This is a genomic window from Variovorax sp. DAIF25 (assembly GCF_050711835.1).
Classification (GTDB): domain Bacteria; phylum Pseudomonadota; class Gammaproteobacteria; order Burkholderiales; family Burkholderiaceae_C; genus Variovorax.
The window spans coordinates 2,248,689-2,272,676 of the sequence record NZ_CP136637.1 but is presented as its reverse complement, the minus strand read 5'-3'; the positions used below and the strand labels follow the sequence as shown (position 1 = coordinate 2,272,676).

The window sequence follows — 23,988 nt, the reverse complement described above, 5'->3', positions numbered from 1 at the left end:
GAGCGTTTTAAGTCTTGCGACTTGTTCCGAAGAACTTACGCAATTACCTTCAAACGCCCACGCTTATCGGCTGTAATTTTTTAACGATCACCGAAGCAACTCATCGTTTACTTCGTCTTGCTCGCTGCGATCAGCGAAGCCTTGTAGTCTAACACGATTTTTAAAGAACCGTCAAACTTTTTTTCAACCCCTTCACCTTCAAACTCCAGCAGAACAACTTTCGTCATCCGCCACTGAAGCCGTCCAGCGAAGCCCTCGATTATGCACAGCTTTTGACCCGAACGTCTACTTCCGAAGAAAAAATTTTCTCGGCCTCCTGTGGATCGCCCGGCCTACCTCGTCCCTCCCACGCATTGCGCCACGGGACGAAGCACATCGTCATACGCATCGAGCGACGGAAAGACCAGCACCTCTCGCTGCGACAGCGCATCCGTCTCCCTACCGAGTTGCTCGAGCATCGCGCCTCGCTCGGCGTGCGTCACATAGGGCACGTGGTACGCCACGAAGGGCTTGAACACCTCATAGCCCACGTAGCCCAGCGAGCCCTGCAGCAAGGGCCGCAGCATCAGGTCGATCTGCCCGTGGATGCCGGCTTCTCCAAACATATGGTTGCGCCCGCCCAGCGAGGTGACCACCAGGGCGCGCTTGCCCGCCATGGGCGCGCGGTCGTAGATGCGCTTGCCGCCATAGAAGAGCCCGGACAGAAACACCCGATCGATCCAGCCCTTCATGATGGCCGGCACCGAGAACCAGAACACGGGGAACACGAGCACCAGCAACTCGGCCTCCCTGACGGCCTCGACCTCCGCGAGGATGTCGGGGGCCAGGGCCCGGCGTTGCCATCCATGGCGCTGCTCGAGCGAATAGACCAAGTAGTCGGGCTTCTCGCGCTCGACGAAGTCGGCCGCGCTCGCCACGGGGTTGAAGCCCATGGCATAGAGATCCGAGAGCCCGACCTGCCAGCCGCCGGCGGTCAGCCGCTCGGACACCCGGTCGCGCATCGCCGCGACGAAGGACTTCGGCTCGGGGTGGGCATACACGATGTGCGCCTTGCGCGGTGTCTGTGCTGTCATGGCGGGATTCATCCGGTCTGCAAGGCGCGGCGCTCGGCCACGCAGGTGTTGATCAAGTCGATTTCCTCGTCGATGCGCGCGCGCAGCTCGCCGGCCGGGACCAGCAGCGCCTTGATGCGGCCATAGACCTTCGGATCCTTGGCCGCCAGCGCGAGGGCCCTGCGCTGCAGACAGGTCGCGAGTTCATTCGCGGGTGCCAGCTCCGAGACGAGCCCCCAATCGTGGGCCTGCTGTCCGGTGAAGGCCTCCCCGCCCAGCAGCACGCGCCTCGCCCTGAGCGCGCCGATGGCTCGCGCAAGCAGAAGAGAGCTCCCGGCCTCGGGAGCGATGCCCAGGTCGACGAACGGCAGCTTCATGACCGCGTCGGAGGTCGCGATCACCCAGTCCGCATGCAGCAGCATCGTCGCGCCGATGCCCGCGGCCGATCCGTGCACGCCGATGAGCAGCGGCTTGCGCACGTCGGCCAATGCATGAAGGAAGCGCGGCACCGGGTCTCCCGGGTCCTGCGGCCAGCTGTCGAAGGCGCTCAGGTCGTGGCCCGCGCAGAAGTTCGGCCCGAGGCCGGACAAGGTGATTGCCCGCACGGCGTCGTTGGCCTGCGCCAGCGCCAGGCTCTCGGCCAGGGCGCTGAACATGGTCATCGTGAGCGCATTGCGCTTGGACGTCCGATGGATCTGGATGCGCCACACGCCGTCGACCAGCGTCGAGAGGATGCCTTCCGCCGCGCGCACCGCGCTGCGGCTGCGTCGCTCCGTCGTTTGCGATGCGCTCGTCACCAGCCGTACTCCAGGTACCTGCCATAGCCGTCGGCCATCGGGCCCGGCGGCAGCGGCTTGCCGGTGATGGCCTCGAAGAGTTCGGCCTGGCGCGCCCGCGCCGCCGCGACCGCGCGCTCCTTCACATGGCCATAGCCGCGGATCTGCTGCGGCAAGCGCGCCAGTTCCAGGCACGGCGACGCATGGCTGCCCAGGTGCGCCACCACGGCACCGACCGCAGCGCGGTACTCCTCGACGAGCGCGCGCTCGGTGCGGCGCTCGTGCGTGTAGCCGAAGAGGTCGAAGGGCGTGCCGCGCAGCACCTTCCCGTGCCGCAGCACGCGAAAGGCCCGGCCCATCCAGGCGCCATAGGCGGTCTTCCGAAGCTCGCCCTTGTAGTTCTTCCTGGCGAGCAGGGGCGGCGCGAGATGGTATTGCAGCTGGATCTCTCCGTCGAACTGGCGGCGGATCGAGTCCATGAACTCCGGATCGGAATGAAGGCGCGCGACCTCGTACTCATCCTTGTAGGCCATGAGCTTGAAAAGGTTCTGCGCCACTGCAACAACAAAGCTTTTGCGGTGCGTCTCGTCGGCGCACTGGCTGTCGACGAGCTGCACGAAAGCGGCGAACCGGCGCGCATACGCCGGCCCCTGGTAGGCCACCAGCCGCTCGGAAAGACGCGCGATGGTTTCCTCGGGCGTGCGATTGGCACGCGGCAGCCACTGGACCGTGCTCGCGGGCTTCATCGCGGCGAGCACGCGCGGCGCGTCGTGCGCCCACCAGCGACCGAGCCGGAACGCCTGCCTGTTCTTCTCGACCTGCTGCCCGTTGAGTTCGATTGCGCGTTCGAGCGCCTGCGACGACAGCGGAATCCAGCCCTTCTGCCAGGCGAAGCCGAGCATGACGAGGTTGGCGTAGATGGCATCGCCGAGCGCCCAGGTGGCCGCCTCCTGCGCCTTCAACCACTGCACATCCGCACCGCAGGCCTTTTCCAGCGACGCCTTCAGCGCCTGCGTCGGCAGGTTCCAGTCCCCGTTCTTCACGAACTCCGAGGTCGGCGCCACGTCGAGATTCACCACCGCGCGGGTGCGGCCCTCGCGCAGACGACCGAGGCTGTCGGGATGCGCACTCACGACGAGATCGCAGCCGATCAGCACGTCGGCCTGCGCCGACGCGATCCGCGACGACAGGATCGCCGACTGCGTGGGCGCGAGCTGCACATGGCTCCACACCGCGCCACCCTTCTGCGCAAGCCCCGCCATGTCGAGCACGCTGCAGCCGCGATGGCTCAGGTGGGCCGCCATGCCGATCAGGCTGCCGATGGTCACCACGCCGGTTCCGCCGACACCGTTGACGAGGATGCCGCAGGTTCCGTCGAGCTCGGGCACGACCGGGTCCGGCGGCGACTCCCAGGCGAGCACGTCGCTCCTGGACGGGCTCGAGCGAAGCTTGCCGCCCTTCACCGCCACGAAGCTCGGGCAGAAGCCCTGGGCGCAGGAGAAGTCCTTGTTGCACGAGGACTGGTTGATCCTGCGCTTGCGCCCCAGCTCGGTCTCCAGCGGCTCCACCGACAGGCAGTTGCTCTTGACCGAGCAGTCGCCGCAGCCCTCGCACACCTCGGGATTGATGACGTAGCGGATGGCCGGGTCGGGATAGCTGCCGCGCTTGCGGCGCCTGCGCTTCTCGCTCGCGCAGGTCTGGTCGTAGATCAGCACCGACACGCCCTCGAAGGCCGCGAGTTCGCGCTGCACGCGGTCGAGCTCGCCGCGGTCGTGCACCGTCGTCCCGGCGGCGAAGCGCGTGCCCGCGTCGCGGTACTTCCCGATGTCGTCGCTGACGACCGCGATGCGGCGCACGCCCTCGGCGGCGACCTGCTCGGAGATCCGCGAGACAGTGAGCTGGCCTTCCACCGGCTGCCCGCCCGTCATGGCCACCGCATCGTTGAACAGGACCTTGTAGGTCACGCAGGCATCGGCCGCAACCGCCTGCCGGATCGCCAGCGAGCCCGAGTGGAAGTAGGTGCCGTCGCCGAGGTTCACGAAGATGTGCTTGCGCGTCGAGAACAGGCGCTGCGCGATCCACGGCACGCCCTCGGCGCCCATGTGGGTGTAGGCCTTGGTGTCGCGGTCCATCCAGTTCGCCATGTAGTGGCAGCCGATGCCGGCCATGGCGCGCGATCCTTCGGGCACCACGGTGGAGGTGTTGTGCGGGCAGCCCGAGCAGAAATAGGGCTTGCGCACGGCGGCCGGCGCCGCCGGTGCCCCATGTGCCACGGCACGCGGGTCGGCCTCGAAAGCATTCACCGGAAGGCCCAGGCGCTCAGCGATCGCGGCGGCGATCTCCGGCGGCGTGAGTTCGTAGTCGCTGCGCAGCAGGCGCTCGGCGGCGCCCACACTCCACTCGCCGCCGATGCCGCCCCGGCTCTTGCCCGAGATGCGGATGGCCTTGCGGCCCTCGACCGCGTCTGCATAGAGCTCGTCCTTGAGCTGCTGCTCGATCAGCGGGCGCTTCTCCTCGACCACGAGCAGTTCGTCGAGACCGCTCGCGAACTCGCGCACGATCTCCGGCTCCAGCGGCCAGACCATGCCGAGCTTGAGCACCGCCACGCCGCGCTCGGCGGCCTGCGCGTCGGTCCACCCCAGCAGGCGCAAGGCTTCGCGCACGTCGTTGTAGCTCTTGCCGGCGCACACGATGCCCAGCCTCGACGAGGCGGTCTTGAGCGCGATCGTGTTGAGCCCGTTGGCGCGGCAGTAGGCGAGCGCGGCGGGCAGCTTGTGCCGCACGATGCGCGGCTCCTGCTCGGCCCACACGTCGGGCCAGCGGATGTGCAGGTCCTGCGGCGGCGCTTCGCCCGCGTCCGGCAGCGTCACCGTCACCCGTTGCGGGTCCACGTCGGCGACAGCCGTCGTCTCCACCACGTCCGACACGCATTTCATGCCCACCCACAGGCCGCTGTGGCGGCTCATCGCCCAGCCATGCACGCCGAGGTCGAGGTATTCCTGAACGCTGCTGGGATACAGCACCGGGATGAACGCCGCCACCAGCGCCTGCTCGCTCTGGTGTCCGAAGGTCGAGGACTTGGCCGTGTGGTCGTCGGCTGCCAGCACCAGCACGCCGCCGAGCCGCGAGGTGCCGGCGCCATTGCCGTGCTTGAGCGCATCGCCGCTGCGATCGACGCCGGGCCCCTTGCCGTACCACAGGGCGAAGACGCCATCGACCCTGGCCTCCTCCGGAAACAGCGCGAGCTGCTGCGAACCCCAGCAGGCCGTGGCGGCCAGGTCCTCGTTGATCGCCGGCTGGAACCGGATGTCCCGCGCCTCGAGCCGGGCCTGCGCGCCCCACAGCGCCTGGTCGAGCCCCGACAGCGGCGAGCCGCGGTAACCGCTGACGAAGCCACCCGTGCGCAACCCTGCGCGGCGATCCCGCTCCCCTTGGTTGAGCAGCAGCCGGACCAGCGCCTGAGTGCCGCTCAGGTAGGCCGCGCCGCTGCCGCCGTCGTACTTGTCGTCGAGCGAAACCGAGCGCAATGCGCGCTGGATCTCCGGGTCACCGTGTCCCATCGGGGTCTCCGCATCTTGATTTGAGTGTCACTCAACTATACATGCGCAACTCCGAGGTTGGCAACAGGCGCGCTAATGCCAACCGCGCATGCACGGCTTGAGCCTGACTCACTTTTTGGAGGGTGGCGGAATGTCCGGCCGGGGCCGCCCGGCCGATCCGCTAAGCGGCGTCTTCGGCCGGTCCCGCGTCGCGCTCGAGCCGGCGCACCGCCGCGAGCACATCGGACTGGAAGCGGCGGGCCGCGCGCGCCGGCGCTGCCTCGAGCGCGAACGCCGCCATCAGCATCGCGCTCAGCTGCGAGGCCGTCGATGCGATCGAGGGCTTGGTGCCCGTGGTCACGTAGTCCCACAGCACGTGTTCCATCGAGCCGTACACCATGTCGCGCATCAGGCGCAGCGGCACGTCGCCGCGCACCTCGCCGAGCTCGCGCGCCTCGCTCAGCGCGGCCATGAAGGGCGATGTGTAGCGCCGCTTGAGCTCGGCGATGAGCCCGGAGAACTCGGCATCGACCATCCGCCCTTCGCCGAGGACCAGCGCGCACAGCCCGATGCCGTCGCCCATCAGATGGGTCAGGTGCCGCTGGATCACGAAGCGCAGCCTGGCCTCGAAGCCGGCGATCGCCGGCACCTGCTCCTCGAGCTCGATGCTGATCTCGTCGTACCAGCGGCCCACCACGTCGATGCACAGGCGCCGCTTGCTCTCGAAGTAGGTGAACAGCGTCGCCTCCGACACGCCCGCGCGTTGGGCGATCTCCGAGGTCGTCGAGCGCTCGAAACCGCGCTCGGCGAAGACCTCGCGCGCCGCCGCCAGCAGGCTCGCCTGGGTGCGCTCGGATTTTTCGCCCCGGGGGGCGCGACGCGGCGTGGCGGCTTTGGTGACGGACATGTCTGCGGGGGTTTCGAGAGAGCTGGACTGGCCGCCATTATGGAAGTGAACCCGCGGCCGCCCCTGGCAGGCAGCCCCAGCCGACAGGACTTTCCCCAAGGCCGCAACCACGTCGCGCCCGTGCATACTCCCGCGCCGTCCAGATCTTTCTGAAAACAAAGGACCCCATGTCAGGACACGGATTTCACGTGCACGGCCCGCACGACCACGAACTCGAACATGCCGCTACCGGCGGTCACGGCCATGGCCACGGCGATGCGGCCGAAGGCGCCGGCATGAGCGTCACGGGAAAGATCGCCGTCTGCACCGCGGCCATCGCCACCATCGGCGCGATCTTCTCGTACATGGGCGGTGCCACGCAGGCCAACGCCGGGCTCTACAAGAACAACGCGGCCATCAAGAAGACCGAGGCCTCGAACCAGTGGAATTACTTCCAGTCGAAGAGCACCAAGCAGGCGCTGGCCGAGTTCGCGCGCGACACCGCCACCGATGACGGTCGCCGCCAGGGCTGGCAGGCGAAGGTCACGCGCTACGAGGAGGAGAAGGGCGAGATCCAGGCCGCGGCGAAGAAGCTCGAGGACGAATCCGTCCGCTGGGACACGGCCTCCGAGGAACAGATGCACCAGCACCACCGCTGGGCGCAGGCCACCACGGTGCTGCAGGTGTCGATCGCCCTCGCGGCCATCGCGCTGCTGACCCGCAGGAAGTGGCTCGAGCGCGCCATGTATGGCGTGGCGCTCGCCGGCATCTCGATCGGCGCGCTCGCGGCGCTGCACATCTAGGACGTGTTCACCAGCACCAGCGCGAACAGCTCGTTGCGGTGGTGGATGCCCAGGCGATCGAAGGCCCGGTCCCTGAAGGTCTTGACCGTGCCGGCGGAAATGCCGAGGTCGTTGGCGATGCCCTCGTAGGTCCAGCCCTTGAGCATGCGCTCGCAGACCTCGCGCTCCCTGCGCGTGAGCACCGACAGCCTGGCGTCGAAGGACTGCTCGCGCGCACCGGCGAGATCGAGGTGGCGCTGCACGCAGGAGGTCAGGATCGGCGCGCCCATGCCGACCCACTCGATCTCCTCGCCCGTGAAGAGCGGCAGGCTCTCGTGCCGGTAGAGGTTGATCGCCAGCAGGCCGTCGTCCTTGTCCTTGCAGACCACCGAGAGCCGCTCGCGCAGGCCATGCCGCGTGTAGATGCGCTCGCGATGCGCGGCCGGGATCTCCTTCGCATGCCAGTGCACGAGCGTGCAGCGGGCCTGGCCGATCTGCTCGCGCGCCGCGAGGAAGGTCTGGTCCTGCCGGTACAGCGACGACCGGTACACCGCCCACGATTCCGCGGTGCCGTCGGGCGCGCGGTAGCTGCCCGACGCCGGCATGCGCGGCGGCGCATGGTCGGACAGCCGGAACACCGACAGCCATGAGACCGGCAGCCAGCGGTTGAGCTGCGCCAGCGCGTCGTTGGCGAAGCCTTGGGCACCGATGCAGGCGATCAGTCCGGCCATGGCATCCACGGCGCGTCCGTCCGCGCTGGTGGCGAGCGCGGGTGTGGCGGACGAAAGGGGGATGAGCTGCATGGACACGGCCGGTGGGATGCACGGAGCCTATCGGCGCGGCGCCTTCCGGCCGCACCGGGTTTTCCCCCTCAGGGCGCGCCCTGTCTACATCGCAGGGGACAGACGAAAAGTCCCCCATCGCGACACTGGCGGCCAAAGGAATCCCCCATGACGCTCTCACGCCGCACCCTGCTGGCCGCCTCCCTGGTGCCCACCCTCGCGCAGTGGCCCCTCGCCGCCCGCGCACAGGCCTATCCCGACCGCCCGATCCGCCTGGCCGTGGGCTATGCGCCCGGCACGGCGCCCGACGTGCTGGCGCGGCTGTTCGCGATCCGGCTGTCGGAGCTGCTCAAGCAGCAGGTGGTGGTCGACAACAAGCCCGGTGCCGGCGGGCAGATCGCGGCGCTGACGGTCGTCAAGGCCGTGCCCGACGGCTACACGCTGCTGCTCGGCGAGGTCGGCTCGATCTCGATCGCACCGGCCGCCTTCGGCAAGCTCGGCTACGCGCCGAGCCGCGAGCTCACGGGCATCAGCGAAGTCGCGCGGGTCGACTTCCTGCTGGCCGTGCCCGCGAACTCGCCGCACAGGACGGTGGCGGACTTCGTCAAGGCGGCGCGCGCGCAGACCGGCCGGCTCAACTTCGGCACTTTCGGCGCCGGCACCTCGGGCCACTTCGGCGCCGAGCTGTTCGGCGAGGCGGCCGGCTTCCAGGTCGAGCCGGTCCACTACCGGACCACGGGCGACGCGGTCACGGCCATCCTCTCGGGCGACGTCGCGGCCGCCTTCGTTTCCACGGCCCTCGGCAACGCGCAGATCAAGGGCGGCAAGATGCGCGCGCTCGCCACCACCGCGCCGCGGCGTTCGCCGCTGCTGCCCGAGGTGCCGACCATGGCCGAGTCGGGCTATCCGAAGATCGACATCTCCTCCTGGTTCGCACTCATGGCGCCCCAGGGCACGCCGCCGGCCATCCTCGACCTGCTCGGCGCGGAGGCCGTGAAGGCCGTCCAGCCCGAGGACGCGCGCGCCAGGCTCGTGGAAGCCGGCTTCAGCATCGTCGGCGCGGGCCGCGCCGACACCGACCGCATGCTGCGCGAGGAAGCGGCTCGCTGGGCCGCGGTCGTGAAGGCCTCCGGGTTCCGCGGCGACTGAGAACAAGGACCGAGCGCCGACCGCGCCCCATCGACCCATGCAACACCACCGGATCCGCGACGCGGAGGACCTCGCGCGCATCGAAGCGCGGCCCTACGCCTCCTTCATGGCACACGACCATGTGTACGACGCGCTGTGCGAGGTCGCCGCCCTGCACCCCACGCGCCTCGCGCTCAGCTACCTGCTCGATGCCGATCCCGCAACGCCGCCGCGGCACTGGCGCTACGCCGACCTGCTCGCCGACATCCGCCGCGCCGCGAGCCTCTTCGCCAGCCTCGTGCCCGGCGAGACACCGCGCGTCGCGATGCTGCTGCCGGCCATTCCGCAGGCCTGGCTGACGCTGCTGGGCGCCGAGACCGCGGGCCTCGTCTGCCCGATCAACTACCTGCTCGACGCCGCGCACCTGGCCGAACTCGTGCGAGCCTCGGGCGCGAACATCCTGGTGGCGCTGGGGCCGCATCCGGAGCTCGACATCTGGGCGCGCGCCGCGACGCTGGCCGACGCTTGCCCCGCGCTGCGCCAGGTGCTCGCCGTTGGCGGGGCACCGGGCGCGATCGACTTCGACGCAGCCCTGTCGCGGATGGCGCCGGACGCGGCGCTTCCAGCACGATCTACCGACGGACTGGCCGCCCTCTTCCACACCGGAGGCACGACTGGCGCGCCCAAGCTCGCGCAGCACACGCACCGCAACCAGCTGCACGCCGCCTGGAGCGCGGCCCAGCTGTATGCGATGCGCGAGGACGACGTGATCCTCAACGGCTTCCCGCTGTTCCATGTCGCCGGCTCCTTCGTCTACGGCCTCTCGGCGCTGCTGAGCGGCGCGCGGATCGTGCTGCCCACCCTGCTCGGGCTGCGCAACACGGCACTGATGCGGCGCTACTGGAGCGTCGTGCGCGAGCACGATGTGAGCCTGCTCGCCGCGGTGCCCACCGTGATCGCGACGCTGCTCGGCCTCGAGGCCGAACCCGCGGACCACGCCCGCGTCCGCGCCCTGCTCACCGGCGGCTCGCCGCTGCCCAAAGAACTGGCCAACGCCTTCGAGCAGAAGTTCGGCATCCCGGTGCGCAACATCCTCGGCATGACCGAGTGCGCGGGCGTGGTCAGCATCGAACCCTTTCTCGCGCCGCGCGTGCACGGCTCCTGCGGCATTCCGCTGCCGTTCACCGAGGTCAAGGCCGTGGCGCACGACGGCCGCGACTGCGCGCCCGGCGAGAGCGGCGTGCTGCGCCTGCGCGGCCCCAACGTGGGCCCCGGCTACACCGAAGCGCACCGCAACGCCGGCACCTTCGAGGATGGCTGGCTGATCACCGGCGACATCGGCCATGTCGATGCGCAGCGTCGCGTGTTCGTGACCGGGCGCGCCAAGGACCTGATCATCCGCAGCAGCCACAACATCGATCCGCAGGTGATCGAGGCGGCGCTGCTCCAGCATCCCGAGGTCGAACTGGCCGCGGCCGTGGGCGAGCCCGACGAGTACGCGGGCGAACTGCCGGTGGCCTACGTGTCGCTGCGGCCGGGATCGCGGGTCGATGCCGATGCACTCTCGGCCTTCGCCAACGCGCGCATTCCGGAGCGGCCCGCGTTCCCCAAGCGCATCGAGATCCTCGGGGCGATCCCGCTGACCGCCGTCGGCAAGGTCTACAAGCCGCGGCTGCGGGCCCTGGCCTGCGAGCATGCCTTGACGCAGCGCCTGCGCGACGCCGGCCTGCTCGATGGCGTGGCCGTCGCGGTGGAGGACAGCGCGCGCGGACTGCATGCGCGGTTCCGCCGGCGCGCCGCGGCGGATGCCGCACCCGACGCCGAGCGCCTGCACGCGCTCATGCGCGCCTTCGCGATCCCGTACGAGATCGACGATCGCGCCGGAGACGCCGCATGAGCCCGCCGGTGCGCCTCGACATCGACGGCGCGATCGCCACCATCACGCTCGATGCGCCCGCCACGCACCATGCGCTGACGCCGCGCATGCTGTGCCTGCTCGCGGACGCCGTGATGCGCGTCGCGGCCGACGACGCCTTGCGCGTGGCCATCGTCACGGCGACCGGCGAGCACGCCTTCTGCGCCGGCGGCGACCTGTCGCTGACGCTGCCGTTGATGAGCGGGGCCCGTGCGCCAGAGAACGAATGGGACCGGCGCCTGCTGTCCGACCCGCGCGTGCTCGCGGCCTCGGGGCTGCGCGACTTCGAACTCGACAAGCCCGTGATCGCCGCCATCAACGGCGTGTGCATGGCCGCGGGCTTCGAGCTGATGCTCGGAACGGACCTGCGCATCGCCGCCGCGCACGCCCGATTCGGCCTGCCCGAGGCCACGCGCGCGCTGATCCCCTTCGCGGGCTCGATGGTGCGGCTGCCGCGGCAGTTGCCGTGGCCGCTGGCCATGGAACTGATGCTGAGCGGCGAACCCATCGACGCCGCGCGGGCCCGCGAGATCGGCCTGGTCAATCGCGTGGTGCCGGGCCCGGCGCTGCTGGCCGAGGCGCGCGCGCTGGCCGAACGCATCGCGCGCAACGGGCCGCTCGCGCTGCGGGCGATCAAGCGCACCGCGCGCGCCGCGAGCGGGCTGTCGCTCGCAGAAGGCTTCGCGCTCGAGAACCAGGCCAAGGCCAGCGTGCTCGCCAGCGAGGACGCGCGCGAAGGGCCGCGTGCCTTCATGGAGAAGCGCCCGCCGGTCTACCGCGGGCGATGAGGCCGACAGGAATTTCCAACACGGACGCAGGAGACGACGAGATGAACAAGAGCTACACCCCCACGACCCAGATTTCGAAGCGAAGGATCTCGCTCGCGGCCTCGGTCATCGCGCTCGCGGTGCAGGCCGGATGCGGCGGCGGCGGCGGAGGCAGCGGATTCGCCCCGGTGGCTTCGGGCCTGGCAGGCGCGCCCGCGCCGGCCTCCGATACGCCCGCACCACCTCCCGCACCCGCGCTGAGCGCGGCCGAGGCCTGCGCCGCCCTGAACGGGCTCAGCATCCCCGCAACCGACATCGCGTTGCCGACCTCGGGCGCCGTGGTCTCCAGCACCACGCTCGTCGCGCCGGCGGGCAGCGGATCGACCGCGGTCGGCGAGTACTGCCGCGTCACCGGATCGATCGCGCCGATCGACGCCAGCGCACCCCCGATCCAGTTCGACCTGGCCCTGCCGACCGCCTGGAACCGCAAGGCCATGCAGCTCACGGGCGGCGGCTACGACGGCAGCGTGATCGCGGGCAATGGCAATGCGCCCGGCGCCTCGGGCCTCGCCACGCCGCTCGCGCGCGGCTATGCCGCCTTCGGCAGCGATTCGGGACACAGCGGCAGCGCCGCCGAGGCCAGCTTCGCGCTCAACGACGAGGCGCTCGAGAACTACTTCGGCGACCAGTTGCGCAAGACGCGCGACGTCGCGGTGAAGCTGATCGCGCGGCGCTACGGCGCGGCCCCCGTGCGCACCTATGCGGCCGGCGGCTCCGGCGGCGGCCGCGAGGCGCTCTACGTCGCGGACCGCTGGCCCGCGCTCTACGACGGTGTCATCGCCTACTTTCCCGCCTGGTCGCTGACGGGCATGCTGACGAACTACGCGATCACCTCGAAGGCGCTCGCCGCGCCCGGCGCCTGGTCGAACCCGGCCAAGCAGCAGCTGCTGACCCGCTCGGTGGTCGCGGCCTGCGACGCGCTCGATGGCGCGACGGATGGCGTGATCGCCAAGGTCTCGGCCTGTGCCTTCGATCCCGCGACCCTCGCCTGCCCGGGCGGCGCCGACAACGGCGACGGCTGCCTGTCGACGGCCCAGATCGGGGGCTTCCGTGCCTATGCCACGCCGCTGAAGCTGCCCTACCTGCTGGCCAACGGCACCGACGGCTATGCCGCGCTCAACATCTTCAACGGCGGCGTCATTCCCGCGATGGGCAGCAGCGCGCCGGCCACGCCCTCGCGCTTCGACATGGCGTTCGCGACCTACATCGGGGAGTCCTTCGTGAAGTACATGGTCTACCGCGATGCCAGCTACGACCCCTTCCTCTTCGCCGTCGATGCGAACGGCTACGTCCAGCAGCGGCTGCGTTATGTCTCGTCGCGATTGGACGTCAACCCCGACCTCAGCGCGTTCGCGGACAAGGGCGGCAAGGTGCTGATCGTGCACGGCATGGCCGATCCGCTCATTCCCGCGGGCTCCTCCGAGGAGTTCCACCGGCGCGCCGTCGCGGCGATGGGCAGCGAACGGGTCGGCGCCTTCCTCAAGTACTACGAGGTGCCCGGCTACGGGCATGGCGGCGGCGCCTACGACGTGCGCTTCGACTCGGTTGATGCGCTCGAACGCTGGGTCGAGCAGGGCGTGGCGCCCTCGAACCTCACGGTGACGGATGCCAATCCCGGCAACAACGGCCGCACCCGTCCGCTGTGCGAGTACCCGGCCTGGCCGCGCTACGACGGGACGGGCGACGTCGATCTCGCCAGCAGCTTCACTTGCGTGCGCTGACGTCCCACGGCGCGCTCACGCGCGGCGCTGCGGTCCCCGCATCAGCTTCCCGGGCAGCGCCCCCGTGCGCTCCCCGTTCTCCATGATGGTCTGCCCCGCCTTCAGCGTCGCGCGATAGCCCTCGGCGGTCTGCACCAGCCGCCGTCCGCCGGCCGGCAGATCGAAGGCGACATAGGGCGGCGGAATGCGCAGCCGGTCGAAATCGATGATGTTGATGTCGGCCAGGTAGCCCGGCTGCAGCAGCCCGCGGTCCTCCAGGCCATAGATGCGCGCGGTGTCGCGCGTCTGCCGCTGCACCATCAGCTCGAGCGGCAGCGTCGGCCCGCGGCGGCGGTCGCGCGCCCAGTGCGTGAGCATGTAGGTCGGCATGCTCACGTCGCAGATGTAGCCGCAGTGCGCGCCGCCATCGGCCAGACTCATCATCGTGCGCGGATGCTGCAGCTCGGCATGCAGCTGGCTCAGGTCGTTGTAGGCGTAGTTGAAGCTCGGGAAGTAGACGATGCCCCTGCCGTCGAGGTCCATCAGCATGTCGTAGACCACCTCCAGCGGCGTGCGGCCGTCACGCTGCGCGATCGCGGCCACGCTGCATTCCTGCGGCGGCTCGTAGTCGGGCTCGGCGCCCAGCGCATACATCTTGTGGAAGCTCTGCGTCAGGTAGGCCATGCGGCTGTCGTGCCGGGCCGAGCCGGTCAGCGCGTCCATGTCGGTCAGTTGCGCACGCACCGCCGGGTCGCGCAGGCGCGCGAGCTTCTCGGTCCACGGCAGCGGCGCGATCTGCTGCCACAACGGATGCGCCATGAACGGATGGGTGGAACCGAGCCACGCCATCAGGATGCCGGCGGGCCGGCCCGCCACCGCGCCATAGAGCGGCACGTTCTGCCGGTGGGTCTCGTCGAGCGCGGCCAGCAGGCGCTTCCAGGTGTCGGGCGTCTGGTCGGTCTGCACCAACGCGAAGGCCACCGGCAGGTTGTTCTCGCGCGCGAGCTGCGTCATCCACGGCAGCTCGGTCTCCATCTGGTAGTGGTTCGACGTCATCTGGAAGACGCCATGGCCGACCTCGCCGAGCGCGCGCGCGATGCCGAGGATCTCGTCGGGCGAGGCGAAGGTGCCCGGCGGGTACTTGCGGCCCTGGTACTTGTGGATGATGGTGCGGCTGGTCGAGAAGCCCAGCGCGCCGGCCCGCATGCCTTCGCGCACCAGTTGCACCATGGCCTGGATGTCGGCGGGCGTGGCCTCGTCGTGCGTGATGCCGCGCTCGCCCATCACGTAGGTGCGCAGCGCCGAGTGCGGAATCTGCGCGCCGACGTCGAGCGCGCGCGGCATGCGCTCGAGCGCGTCGAGGTACTCGGGAAAGCTCTCCCATTGCCAGTCGATGCCCTCGGCCAGCACGGTGCCCGGAATGTCCTCCACGCCCTCCATCACGCTGATGAGCCACTCGCGCTTGTCGCGGTGCACCGGCGCGAAGCCGACGCCGCAGTTGCCCATCACGACGCTGGTCACGCCATGGTCGGTGGAGGGACTGAGGTAGGGGTCCCAGGTCACCTGGCCGTCGTAGTGCGTATGCACGTCGACCCAGCCCGGCGTGACGATGGCGCCGCTGGCATCGATCTCGCGATGCGCGGCGCCCAGCTTGCCGCCGACCTCGGCGATGCGTCCGCCGGCGATGCCGATGTCCCCCGTGAAGCGCGGGCCGCCGCTGCCGTCGACCAGCGTGCCGCCGCGGATGATGGTGTCGAACATTCCGATGTCTCCTGCGCTCAGTCGAGCTTGATGTTGGCGGCCTTGATGACCTCGCCCCAGCGCTCGCTGTCGTTCTTCACGATCGCGGCGAAGGCGGGGCCTGAGGCGCCCGATGGTTCGTTGCCCTGCGTCTCGATCAGCTTGAGCATCTCGGGCGAGCGCGCGATCTTCGCGAGCAGGTCGCCGATCTTCTTCGCGACGGCCGGGTCCATGTTTCCGGGGCCGAAGATGCCCTGCCAGCCCACGATGTCCAGGCCCTTCACGCCCTGCTCGGCGATGGTCGGCATGTCGGGCAGCACCGGCACGCGCGCCGGCGTGGCCGTGCCGAGGCCGATGGCCTTGCCGGCCTTGATCAATTGCACCGCCGTGGCGGTGCCGTCGAAGTACAGCTGCACCTCGCCCGCGACCAGCGCGCGCGAGGCATCGGCCGTGCCCTTGTAGGGCACGTGCGTCATCTTCGTGCCTGTGCGCATCTGCAGCAGCTCGCCGTTCAGGTGGGACGTGGAGCCCTGCGAGAACGAGGCGTAGTTGAGCTTGCCCGGGTTCGCCTTGGCATAGGCCACGAGTTCGCCGATGTTCCTGAACGGCGCATCGGGCGGCGCGATCAGCACCGTGGCCGACTTCACCATCTGCGCCAGCGGCGTGAAGTCCCTGACCGGGTCGTAGGGCAGCTTCGCGTAGAGGTGCGGGTTCTGCGTGTGCGTGATGACGATGGTGTAGAGCAGCGTGTGCCCGTCGGCCGGCGAGCGCGCCACCTCCTGCGCGCCGATGAAGGTGCCGGCACCGGGCTTGTTGTCGACGATCACGGGGGCGCCGCCCAATTCGTCGGTCATCAGCTTGGCGATCACCCGGGCCGTGGCATCGGAGCCCGAGCCCGCGGGGAACGGCACGACGATGCGCACCGGCTTGCCGGACACCGGCCATGCCGCGGGCTGTGCCAGCGCGAGCGGCGCCACCGTGCAGGTGGCGGCGAGCACCGCGGCAGCGAGCAGCGCGCGGCGAAGCGTGGGGATCGGATGCATCGGACTGTCTCCATTCGTGGGCCCGCCAGCGCGTTCCAGGCGGTTTATGCAAGCGCTTGCACGAAGCATAGGAGCAATCGAATCCGCCTGACCCCGGGGTTAGCACCTAGGCCTGCATGCGCTTGCACGGGGCGGCTAACATGCGCTGTCCATCGACCCTCCATGACCGCCTCGCGCCCGTCCTCCCCTCTTCCCACGCCCGGTGCTCGCGCCGCCTCACTGGCCGATGTCGCGGCGCTCGCGGGCGTGTCGACCGGCACCGTGTCCCGCGTGCTGAGCCGGCCGAACATGATCAGCGAGGCGACGCGGCTGCGCGTGATGGATGCGGTCGACCGGCTCGGCTATGTGGCCAACGGCACCGCGCGCGCGCTCGCGATGCGCCGCACCATGACCGTCGGCGCGATCGTTCCGCGCTTCGGCAGTTCGTCGTTCCCGGCGCTGGTGCAGGCGCTCGAGTCGACGCTGGCGGCCGGCGGCTACACGCTGCTGCTGTCCGCGCCCGAACCGCGGCCCGCCACAGACACGAGCATCCTGCGCGCCTTGCTCGAGCGCGGCGTCGACGCGGTGGCGCTGCTCGGCGCCGAGCAGCCGCAGCAGGTGCTCGCCATGCTCGGCGCGAGCCGCACGCCCTTCGTGTGCATGTGGGCGCCGCCCGATGCCAGCGGCAGCAGCATCGGCTTCGACGAGAAGGCGGCGGCGGTGCTGATCGTCGAGCACCTGCGCACGCTCGGCCATCGCAGCCTCGGCTACATCGGCGGGCGCACCTCGGACAGCGAGCGCGCCAGGCGCCGCCTGCGCGACCTGAAGCTCGCCATGACCGAGCGCTCGCTCGTGCTGCGCACCGAGGCCGTCATCGAGACCGACCATGGCTTTCGCGAAGGCTTCGAAGCCATGCAGGCCATCGCGCGCCGCGAGCCACCCGTCAGCGCCATCGTCTGCGGCAGCGACTACCTCGCGGCCGGCGCGCTGGCCGCGCTCGACCAGGCCGGCATCGAGGTGCCGCGCCGGCTGTCGGTCGCGAGCTTCAACGACAACGACTTCGCGCCCTATCTGCACCCGCCGCTGACCACCGTGCACCTGCCGATCCGCGAGATCGGCGAACAGGCGGGACGGCAGTTGCTGGCGCGGCTGGGTGCGGGCACCGCGACGGCACCCGTCGCACTGCCGGTCCGGCTGATGGAACGCGCGAGCACGGGGCCGGCGCCGCGCTGAAGGCACGGCGCCGGCACCCACCCATCTCACTCGCTCAGAGCGACACTCCGATACGCCGGATCCGCGGCGATCTCCGCCTCCGTGTAGGGAACGCGCAGCCACTGCTTGGCGCTGTAGGCCCGCGTGTAGTCGGCATGGTGCGCCGAGGCCGGGTCGTCCGAGAGCGAATAGGTCAGGAAGGTGTCGGCCTCCACCTTGCCGGCCGGGAAGCGGACGATCTGCATGTAGCTGTTGGCGATGACGGAATCGCCATCGAGGCTGTAGCCGCCGCGGTCGAGCCGGTTGAAGGTGGCGGTGGTGGTGAAGACACCCGTGAGGTCGCTCATGCCGCCGAACAGCGGAATCTTGCGGCCGTTGCGCGTGACGAACAGGTAGTCGCCGCGCGGCGCGTTCACCGGATAGGGGCTGGCCTCGACGCGCATCAGCGCGGCGCCGAAAGCCTGGCGCAACGCAGCGCTCGCGCTGCTCCGGATCTCGCGCGGCGTGTTGAGCGGATCCCCGGTGGAGAAGGGCACGGCATAGAGATCGCTCTTGGGAATCGCGTTCTCCACGCGGCCCCAGAACTCGTCCCAGACATGCGCCCCTCGCGCATCGATGTTGTCGGTGTCGTCCCAGGCACGCAGCGCGGCGCAGGCCTCGGCGGTTTGAACGGTGCCCGCGGGCGTGTCGCCCAGGTAGGGATCGTTGGAGGCCGCCACATCGATGCGGGGCACCGCGCACACCAGCGCCAACACCTGCGCCTTGAAGCGCTCCGCGGTGTAGACGCGGCTGTCGAGCACCATCCGCTGCACCGTCGCCGCGGTGGCCGTCTTGCCCGCATAGCCGTCGGTGCCGTTCAGGCGGCCCTGCGCCATCAGGTGGCCGAGGCGCGAGCGGGTGGTGAACCCGGTCTCGACGCCGCCGAAGATGGCCGGATAGCCGGTGAGCCGCTCGTTCGGGTTGGTGAGCCAGGCGCTCGCGTTCATGTTGGCCACGTAGTCGTCGCGCAGCAGGCTGGGCATGCGCGACGGTCCGACGGCGCCCTTCTGCACCGAGTCGGGGTCGGTCTGCCAATCGCACTCGCTGCGCGATCCGTCGAAGACCGGCACGCGCTCCAATGCGGCGGCCAGCAGCTGGCCCACGGCCGTGGTGCAGCGCTCGGTCTGTTGCGGCGAGACGTTCGGCACGGCCGTGATGTCGGCGTACCAGGCCTTGGCGCTGCCGCGCCCCACGGCGGTGGTGTTGACCCACGGGATCCCCGCCTCCTCGCGCTGGATGGCGATGAACTCGTCGAGCGACTTCGCCTGGTCCCAGCGCAGCCAGGTCCGGAAGGCGCGGAAGTTGTCGGCGTTGATGTCCCGGATCGCGAAGGCCGTGCGCGGGCTCCAGGCCAGCGCGGGACTCATGCCCGCGAGGTTGATGAGCGGGCCGTACTCGCTCTTGTAGAGGGTGCGGGTCTGCGCGGGGCCGCCCTTGACGTCGACGGCGATGGTGCTGGGCTTCATCTTCACCGCCTTGCCGTCGCGCAGGTAGCTGGTCGGGTCGCCCTCGGCCAGCGCGAGTTCATAGAGGCCGAAGCGCCGCGCGGCCGAGACGGTGTGGCTCCAGGCCACGTTCTGGTTGAAGCCGATCAGGATCAGCGGGACGCCGAGGAAGGAAGCGCCGCTCACATCGAGTTCGCCCGGAATGGTGAGCTGGGCCTGGTAGAAGCGGTCGGGGCCGCGCCAGTACCAGTGCGGGTTGCCGAACTGCAGCGCGCTGTCGTCGCCCGTGCCCGCGGTGCCGAAGGCGTACATGTTGCTGCCCACGCCATGCTTGCCTCCCACCTCGAGGGCGGGCGCCTTCGGGGGCTGCGTGCGCAGCGCGGCGAGTTGCGTGCCTTGCGCGCGGCGCAGTGCGCGCGCCGATGCCTGCGCCTGCCCGGCCGTCGACGCCGGCGCGACCGCGCTCGCGATCTGCGTCACGAAATTGCCGTAGCCGGCCGTGAGGTTGGCCGCGTAGAGACGGCGCCAGATATCCCCCGACGCGATGGGCACCACCCATGCTTCGCCACGGCAAGCCGCATGCGCGCCGGCTTCGCCACCGGCCTTCAGGTCGCGCACGTAGCGGCTGTAGCCGGCCGCGAAGCCTTCGACCAGCTGCTTCAGCTTGTCGGGCTGGGCCTGCGCGAAAGCATCGATCGTCTCGCTCGAGAGCACGTGCTTGTGGAAGAAATCGGACTCGATGTTCTTCGGCCGGCCGATCGTTCCCGGGTACGCGAGCAGCGCATCGGCACCGAAGTTCTTCGACCGCTCGCCGCGGTAGGTGAGGAAGGCATCGGCCATGGTGCAGAGGTTGTCCTGCGCCTGTGCATAGCCATAGCCGTAGCCCACGCTGCCCCAGTCGGCCGCCTTGATGTGCGGCACGCCCATCGCGGTGCGGCGGATCTCGGCCTTGAAAGCGGGAGCGCCAGTGCTCGGAGGCGCCGGGTTGCCGGGCGCGGGCGGTGTCGTGCCGGCGAAGGAAAAGCCGTTGTTGCCGCCGCCCCCGCCGCATGCGGCGAGCGTGGCTGCGATGGCCAGCAGGCCGAGCGGCCTGCTGGCGCGCCAGAGTTGTCGTTGTTGCATCGTGTCTCCTGTGAATCACTCCGCGGGGGAGTGGCGAGGAGCTTAGGGACGGCAGCCGCGCGCCCGTTGTACGCACCCGCCGTCTTGCTCAGGGTGGACCCCAGGTATGCAACGCACCGACATCGGAGCGCACCTGCACCTGCGCGCCGTTGGCGAGAAAGGAAGGCACCAGGCCGAAGCAGCGCTGGTAGGTGCGGCTCATGTGGGCCATGTCCGTGAAGCCGCCCTTGTGGGCGATGTCCGCCAGCGGGCCGCTGCGGCCCGCGAACTGCTGGACCGTGCGCCGCACCTTGGTCCACAGCAGGTAGCGCTTGATCGACAGCCCCAGCTGCTGGCGGAACAGATGCGTCAGCCGATCGGGCGAGAGGCAGGCCTCGGCCGACAGGTCGCGCAGCGGCAGCGGGCCGACATGGGTTCGCGCGCGCTCCAGCACGCGCTCGATGCGCGGGTCCAGCGGCACATGGCGCAGCGGACGGCCGGCCACGGCCTCGACCATGCGCGTGCTGAGTTCGCGCAATTGGCTGTCGCGCAGTTCGCCCTGCAGCGCGGCCTCGAAGCGCTCGCGCAGGCGGCCGAAGCATTGGGCGTCGATGACCTGGATGCCGCGATCGCCCTGCACGCCTTCGAGCATGCGCGCCACGTTGGAAGACGGCTCCATGTTGAGCGACAGCAGGCCGCAGCCGTCGACATCGAGCCGGCGCGGCACATGCGGCGCCACCAGCGCCGCGGTGCAGCGCACGCGCGTGCCGTCCGTCCCTTCGAGCGCGAAGGGGCGCCCGCTGGCCGACACCAGCAGCGTCGCCGAGGGGCGGGCCGTCAGGCCCGAGCGGATGGCCGGCGTGATGTAGAGGAAACGGTCATCCCACAGGTGGAGATAGTTCTGCGTACCCATGGCGAACGAAGCGCAACGCCCTTGCGGCTACGCGCCGTGCGCGACGGCCTGCTTCAGCAGCCTCGTGCCGAGCTCGGCCTCCGCTTCGCTCGCCTGGACGCCGTGCCGTCCATGCAGTGCGACCACGTCCATGCGCAGGCCCAGCGTCGCGCGCTCGCGCGCCTGCACGATCTCGATGCCCAGCAGCAGCCCGCGGCCCGGTGCATTCCCGGCCTCGTCGCTGTCGAAGGATCGCCGCAAGGCGTGCAGGCCGCTGTCGGGCCAGGCATCGGCGCGCACCGCCACTTCGAGCCGTCGAGGAGGTGCCGCGGCGACGCCATCGCCCGCGCGAGGCAGATAGAAGAAGCCGCCGGCATGACGCCCCTCCGCGGTCTGCCCCGGTGTCAGCCACGCCGCCAGCGGCAGCTCGACGCTGAGCGCCTGCGACAGCGCATGAAGGTCGGGTGCATCGCCCTCGATGCCGAGCATCACGCCGGCGCGTCCGTACCGGATCAGGTGCCGGCGGGTATTGGCCCAGAAGGCGGAATCGACGCCGCAAGACATGGAGAGCTCCCTTTGTTCGAGGCCGCGAAGTCTAGGAACACGGCAGGCGTGCGCCAAGCCAATATTTCTTATTCCAGCTATCAGCGCCGCTTGCGGCAGCGGGCTCACAGACCACTGTGGTTGCAATCAGACCGAATCGGTACGAAAATCGCGCACCCCGGAAACGCCATGCCTTGAGCCGCCATCTCGACATCGACCTGCTGCGCACCTTTGTGGCGATTGCGCAGGCGCGCACGCTCGGCCAGGCCGCGGCCCGGATCGGCCGCACGCAGGCCGCGGTGAGCATGCAGGTCAAGAAGCTCGAGGAGACGCTGAACCAGCCGCTGCTGCATCGCACCGGCCGCGGCGTCGTGCCCACGCTGCACGGCGAACGCCTGTTGAGCCATGCGCGCACGATCCTCCAGCATCACGATGCGGCGCTGGCCGAGATCTCGGGCGCGACGCTGTCGGGCACGCTGCGCTTCGGCTGCCCCGAGGACTACGCCGTCGCCTTCCTGCCGCAGATCCTGCGCGGCTTCGCGGACCGGCATCCCCAGGTGCGTGTGGAGGTGTTCTGCGCACCGACCGCGCGGCTCGACGATCAGCTCCGGAAGCACACGCTCGACCTCGCGCTGGTCTCCACGATCGGCGCAGAGCGCAAGCTTCCCGTGATTCGCCACGAAGCGCTGGTGTGGGTCGGCCTGCGGCATGACCTCGCGGCGGCGTGCGAGCCGCTGCAGCTCGCGCTGTCCGACCCCGACACGCTGGACCACCGCGTGGCCTGCGAGCAACTCGATGCCGCCGGACGCAGCTACCGGCTGGCCTATGCCAGCGCCAGCATCTCGGGCTTGCTGGCCATCGTGCGCTCAGGCCAGGCCATCGCGGTGCTCACCCGGTCCGCCGTGCCGCCGGACCTGCGGATCCTGGAGACCGGTGACGTGCTGCCCGCGCTGCCCACGATCGGGCTGGCGGTCGAATTCAGCCTCGAGCCCGCGACCGCCATGGCGGCGGCATTCGCCGATCACCTGCGAGCGACATTGCCGACGCTCTAGCGACCGTGCTCAGTGGCCCAGCGCATTCATCGCCGACGCGATGATGTCGTCGCGCCATTCCTTCTGCTGACCGAGGCGAACGGCCGAGATCGCCGCGATGCCCAGGCCGGAGAACGCGAGCGTGATGCGCACGATGCGCTGCGCCTTGGCCTTGAACGGATCGGTGCCTAGCGCCTGGTAGATGAGCAGCGCGATCTCCATGAGCTGCGGCTCGGTGCTCTCCTCGGCGCCCGAGAGCCGGTTGGCGAAGGCCGACACGCCCGGCCATTCGAAGGTGAAGTCGACATAGGAAGCGACGACGGTGCGGTCGCGCCGGATGCCGGGGCGCATGCCTTCGACGCTGGCCAGCAACGCCGTCACGTGGTCGCGCCCGGCCTGGAAGCCCGCCTCGTAGATCGCCTTCTTGCTCGGGTAGCGATAGAGCAGCCCCGTCTTCGAATAGCCGATCGCATCCGCGATCTGCTGCAGCGAGGTGTTCTCGAACCCGTGCTTGGCGAACAGGCCGGCGGCGCAATCGACGATCCGGGCGTTCATCTGGGACTTGGTCGGCCTGAGCATGCGGGCAGTCTAGCTCAGGGTCCGACCGAAGCAGTCGATTTTCGTTCGAATCGGTACAGACCCGGCTGATGCCCGCCGCGCTCAGCGCTGCGCGAACGACTTCACGTGATCGACCAGCGCGCGCAGCTTGCGCGGCTGGTTCCGGCGGCTCGGAAAGTACAGGAAGAAGCCAGCGAAGCTCGGCAGGAAATCGTCGAGCACCGAGACCAGTTCGCCACGATCGATGTAGGGCCCGAAGGTCTCCTCCATGCCGATCGTGATGCCGGTGTCCGCCAGCGCGGTGCGGATCATCAGCAGCATGTCGTTGGTCGTGATCCTCGGCGCCACCGTCAGCGCGAAGTCGCGCCCGTCCTCGCGGAACTCCCAGCGGTACGGCGCTTCCTTGGGCGAACGCCGCCATCCGATGCAGCAATGCGCGAGCAGCTCGCGCGGATGCGTCGGCACGCCGTGCGCGGCCAGGTAGGCCGGACTCGCCACGACCATCTGGCGCTGCGGCCCGGTGAGCGGGACCGCCACCATGTCCTGCTCGATGACCTCGCCCAGCCGCACGCCGGCATCGAAACCCGCGGCGACGATGTCCGACTCGTCGTCGGTCACGGTCACGTCGAGCGTCACACCGGGATGGGCCGCCGCGAAAGTGCTGATCAGCGGGCCCGAGAGGAAGCGCTCGGCGATCGAGGTCACCGCGACCCGAAGCACGCCGCGCGAAGGGCCTTCGACCGCGGCCTCTTCCAGCGCCGCGCCCACCGTCGACAGCGGCTCGGCAATCTGCCGGTGCAGCGCTTCGCCCGCCTCGGTCAGACGCACGTGGCGCGTCGAGCGCTGGACCAGCGCGATGCCCAGGCTGTCTTCGAGCCGCCGGATGCCCTGGCTGACGGCCGAACGCGTCACGCCCAGATGGTCCGCGGCGGCGCGGAAGTTCTGCTCCTTCGCGACCGCGAGGAAGAAGCGCAACAGGTTGAAGTCGGCATCCATTGGTTAGCAATGCTAACCGGTG

19 protein-coding genes are annotated in these 23,988 nt (G+C 69.8%); 7 read left to right on the top strand and 12 right to left on the bottom strand.

Going from position 1 to position 23,988, the window contains the following annotated elements:
* Window positions 1-332: 332 nt before the first annotated feature.
* From R0232_RS44970 to R0232_RS44955, 4 genes are all read right to left on the bottom strand, one after another.
* Complete coding sequence (locus tag R0232_RS44970; RefSeq protein WP_208508005.1) at window positions 333-1,073, bottom strand: NAD(P)H-dependent oxidoreductase; 741 nt, start codon at window positions 1,071-1,073, stop codon at window positions 333-335.
* An 8-nt stretch (window positions 1,074-1,081) separates the two neighbouring features.
* Entirely contained in the window at window positions 1,082-1,849 is a 768-nt protein-coding gene (locus tag R0232_RS44965) for an enoyl-CoA hydratase-related protein (protein ID WP_431513666.1), read from the bottom strand.
* Entirely contained in the window at window positions 1,846-5,388 is a 3,543-nt protein-coding gene (locus R0232_RS44960; RefSeq protein WP_208508004.1) for an indolepyruvate ferredoxin oxidoreductase family protein, read from the bottom strand. The genes R0232_RS44965 and R0232_RS44960 overlap by 4 nt, the downstream gene beginning before the upstream one ends.
* 160 nt (window positions 5,389-5,548) lie before the next feature.
* Window positions 5,549-6,274: a TetR/AcrR family transcriptional regulator gene (locus R0232_RS44955; RefSeq protein ID WP_208508003.1), complete on the bottom strand. Its 726-nt coding sequence runs from the start codon at window positions 6,272-6,274 to the stop codon at window positions 5,549-5,551.
* A 167-nt stretch (window positions 6,275-6,441) separates the two neighbouring features.
* Between R0232_RS44955 and R0232_RS44950 the strand changes: the two genes are divergently transcribed.
* A complete protein-coding gene (locus tag R0232_RS44950) occupies window positions 6,442-7,056 on the top strand; it encodes a DUF4337 domain-containing protein (RefSeq protein ID WP_208508002.1) in 615 nt (204 codons plus the stop codon).
* Here the strand turns inward: R0232_RS44950 and R0232_RS44945 are convergent.
* Window positions 7,053-7,838, bottom strand: a complete 786-nt coding sequence (locus R0232_RS44945) for a helix-turn-helix transcriptional regulator (RefSeq protein ID WP_208508001.1) — start codon at window positions 7,836-7,838, stop codon at window positions 7,053-7,055. The two genes, R0232_RS44950 and R0232_RS44945, sit on opposite strands and share 4 nt — an antisense overlap.
* 147 nt (window positions 7,839-7,985) lie before the next feature.
* Between R0232_RS44945 and R0232_RS44940 the strand changes: the two genes are divergently transcribed.
* The 4 genes from R0232_RS44940 to R0232_RS44925 are packed head-to-tail and all read left to right on the top strand — an operon-like array spanning window position 7,986 to window position 13,408.
* Window positions 7,986-8,966, top strand: a complete 981-nt coding sequence (locus R0232_RS44940; protein WP_431513665.1) for a Bug family tripartite tricarboxylate transporter substrate binding protein — start codon at window positions 7,986-7,988, stop codon at window positions 8,964-8,966.
* A gap of 37 nt (window positions 8,967-9,003) precedes the next feature.
* A complete protein-coding gene (locus R0232_RS44935) occupies window positions 9,004-10,842 on the top strand; it encodes an AMP-binding protein (protein ID WP_431513664.1) in 1,839 nt (612 codons plus the stop codon).
* Entirely contained in the window at window positions 10,839-11,648 is an 810-nt protein-coding gene (locus R0232_RS44930) for an enoyl-CoA hydratase/isomerase family protein (RefSeq protein ID WP_431513663.1), read from the top strand. Before R0232_RS44935 ends, R0232_RS44930 begins: the two co-directional genes overlap by 4 nt.
* A gap of 41 nt (window positions 11,649-11,689) precedes the next feature.
* A complete protein-coding gene (locus tag R0232_RS44925; protein ID WP_431513662.1) occupies window positions 11,690-13,408 on the top strand; it encodes a tannase/feruloyl esterase family alpha/beta hydrolase in 1,719 nt (572 codons plus the stop codon).
* A 15-nt stretch (window positions 13,409-13,423) separates the two neighbouring features.
* Here the strand turns inward: R0232_RS44925 and R0232_RS44920 are convergent, their stop codons facing one another.
* On the bottom strand, window positions 13,424-15,148 hold the full coding sequence (locus R0232_RS44920) for an N-acyl-D-amino-acid deacylase family protein (RefSeq protein ID WP_431513661.1): 1,725 nt from the start codon (window positions 15,146-15,148) through the stop codon (window positions 13,424-13,426).
* 17 nt (window positions 15,149-15,165) lie between these two features.
* Window positions 15,166-16,170, bottom strand: a complete 1,005-nt coding sequence (locus R0232_RS44915) for a Bug family tripartite tricarboxylate transporter substrate binding protein (RefSeq protein ID WP_431513660.1) — start codon at window positions 16,168-16,170, stop codon at window positions 15,166-15,168.
* 162 nt (window positions 16,171-16,332) lie between these two features.
* Between R0232_RS44915 and R0232_RS44910 the strand changes: the two genes are divergently transcribed.
* Window positions 16,333-17,382, top strand: coding sequence for a LacI family DNA-binding transcriptional regulator (locus R0232_RS44910; RefSeq protein WP_431513659.1), 1,050 nt, complete (start codon window positions 16,333-16,335; stop codon window positions 17,380-17,382).
* Window positions 17,383-17,408: 26 nt separating this feature from the next.
* Here the strand turns inward: R0232_RS44910 and R0232_RS44905 are convergent, their stop codons facing one another.
* The 3 genes from R0232_RS44905 to R0232_RS44895 all read right to left on the bottom strand — a co-directional run bounded on the left by R0232_RS44905 (window position 17,409) and on the right by R0232_RS44895 (window position 21,402).
* Window positions 17,409-19,967, bottom strand: coding sequence for a penicillin acylase family protein (locus R0232_RS44905; protein WP_431513658.1), 2,559 nt, complete (start codon window positions 19,965-19,967; stop codon window positions 17,409-17,411).
* Window positions 19,968-20,055: 88 nt separating this feature from the next.
* Entirely contained in the window at window positions 20,056-20,859 is an 804-nt protein-coding gene (locus tag R0232_RS44900) for a helix-turn-helix domain-containing protein (protein ID WP_431513657.1), read from the bottom strand.
* A 27-nt stretch (window positions 20,860-20,886) separates the two neighbouring features.
* Complete coding sequence (locus R0232_RS44895; protein WP_431513656.1) at window positions 20,887-21,402, bottom strand: hypothetical protein; 516 nt, start codon at window positions 21,400-21,402, stop codon at window positions 20,887-20,889.
* A 173-nt stretch (window positions 21,403-21,575) separates the two neighbouring features.
* Between R0232_RS44895 and R0232_RS44890 the strand changes: the two genes are divergently transcribed.
* Window positions 21,576-22,433 carry a LysR family transcriptional regulator gene (locus R0232_RS44890; RefSeq protein ID WP_431513655.1) on the top strand — a complete coding sequence of 286 codons (858 nt, stop codon included), beginning with the start codon at window positions 21,576-21,578 and terminating at the stop codon, window positions 22,431-22,433.
* Between the two features lie 9 nt (window positions 22,434-22,442).
* Here R0232_RS44890 and R0232_RS44885 read toward each other — a convergent pair whose 3' ends face one another.
* Window positions 22,443-22,991, bottom strand: a complete 549-nt coding sequence (locus R0232_RS44885; protein ID WP_093355932.1) for a TetR/AcrR family transcriptional regulator — start codon at window positions 22,989-22,991, stop codon at window positions 22,443-22,445.
* 81 nt (window positions 22,992-23,072) lie between these two features.
* Entirely contained in the window at window positions 23,073-23,966 is an 894-nt protein-coding gene (locus R0232_RS44880) for a LysR family transcriptional regulator (RefSeq protein WP_431513654.1), read from the bottom strand.
* Window positions 23,967-23,988 lie beyond the last annotated feature (22 nt).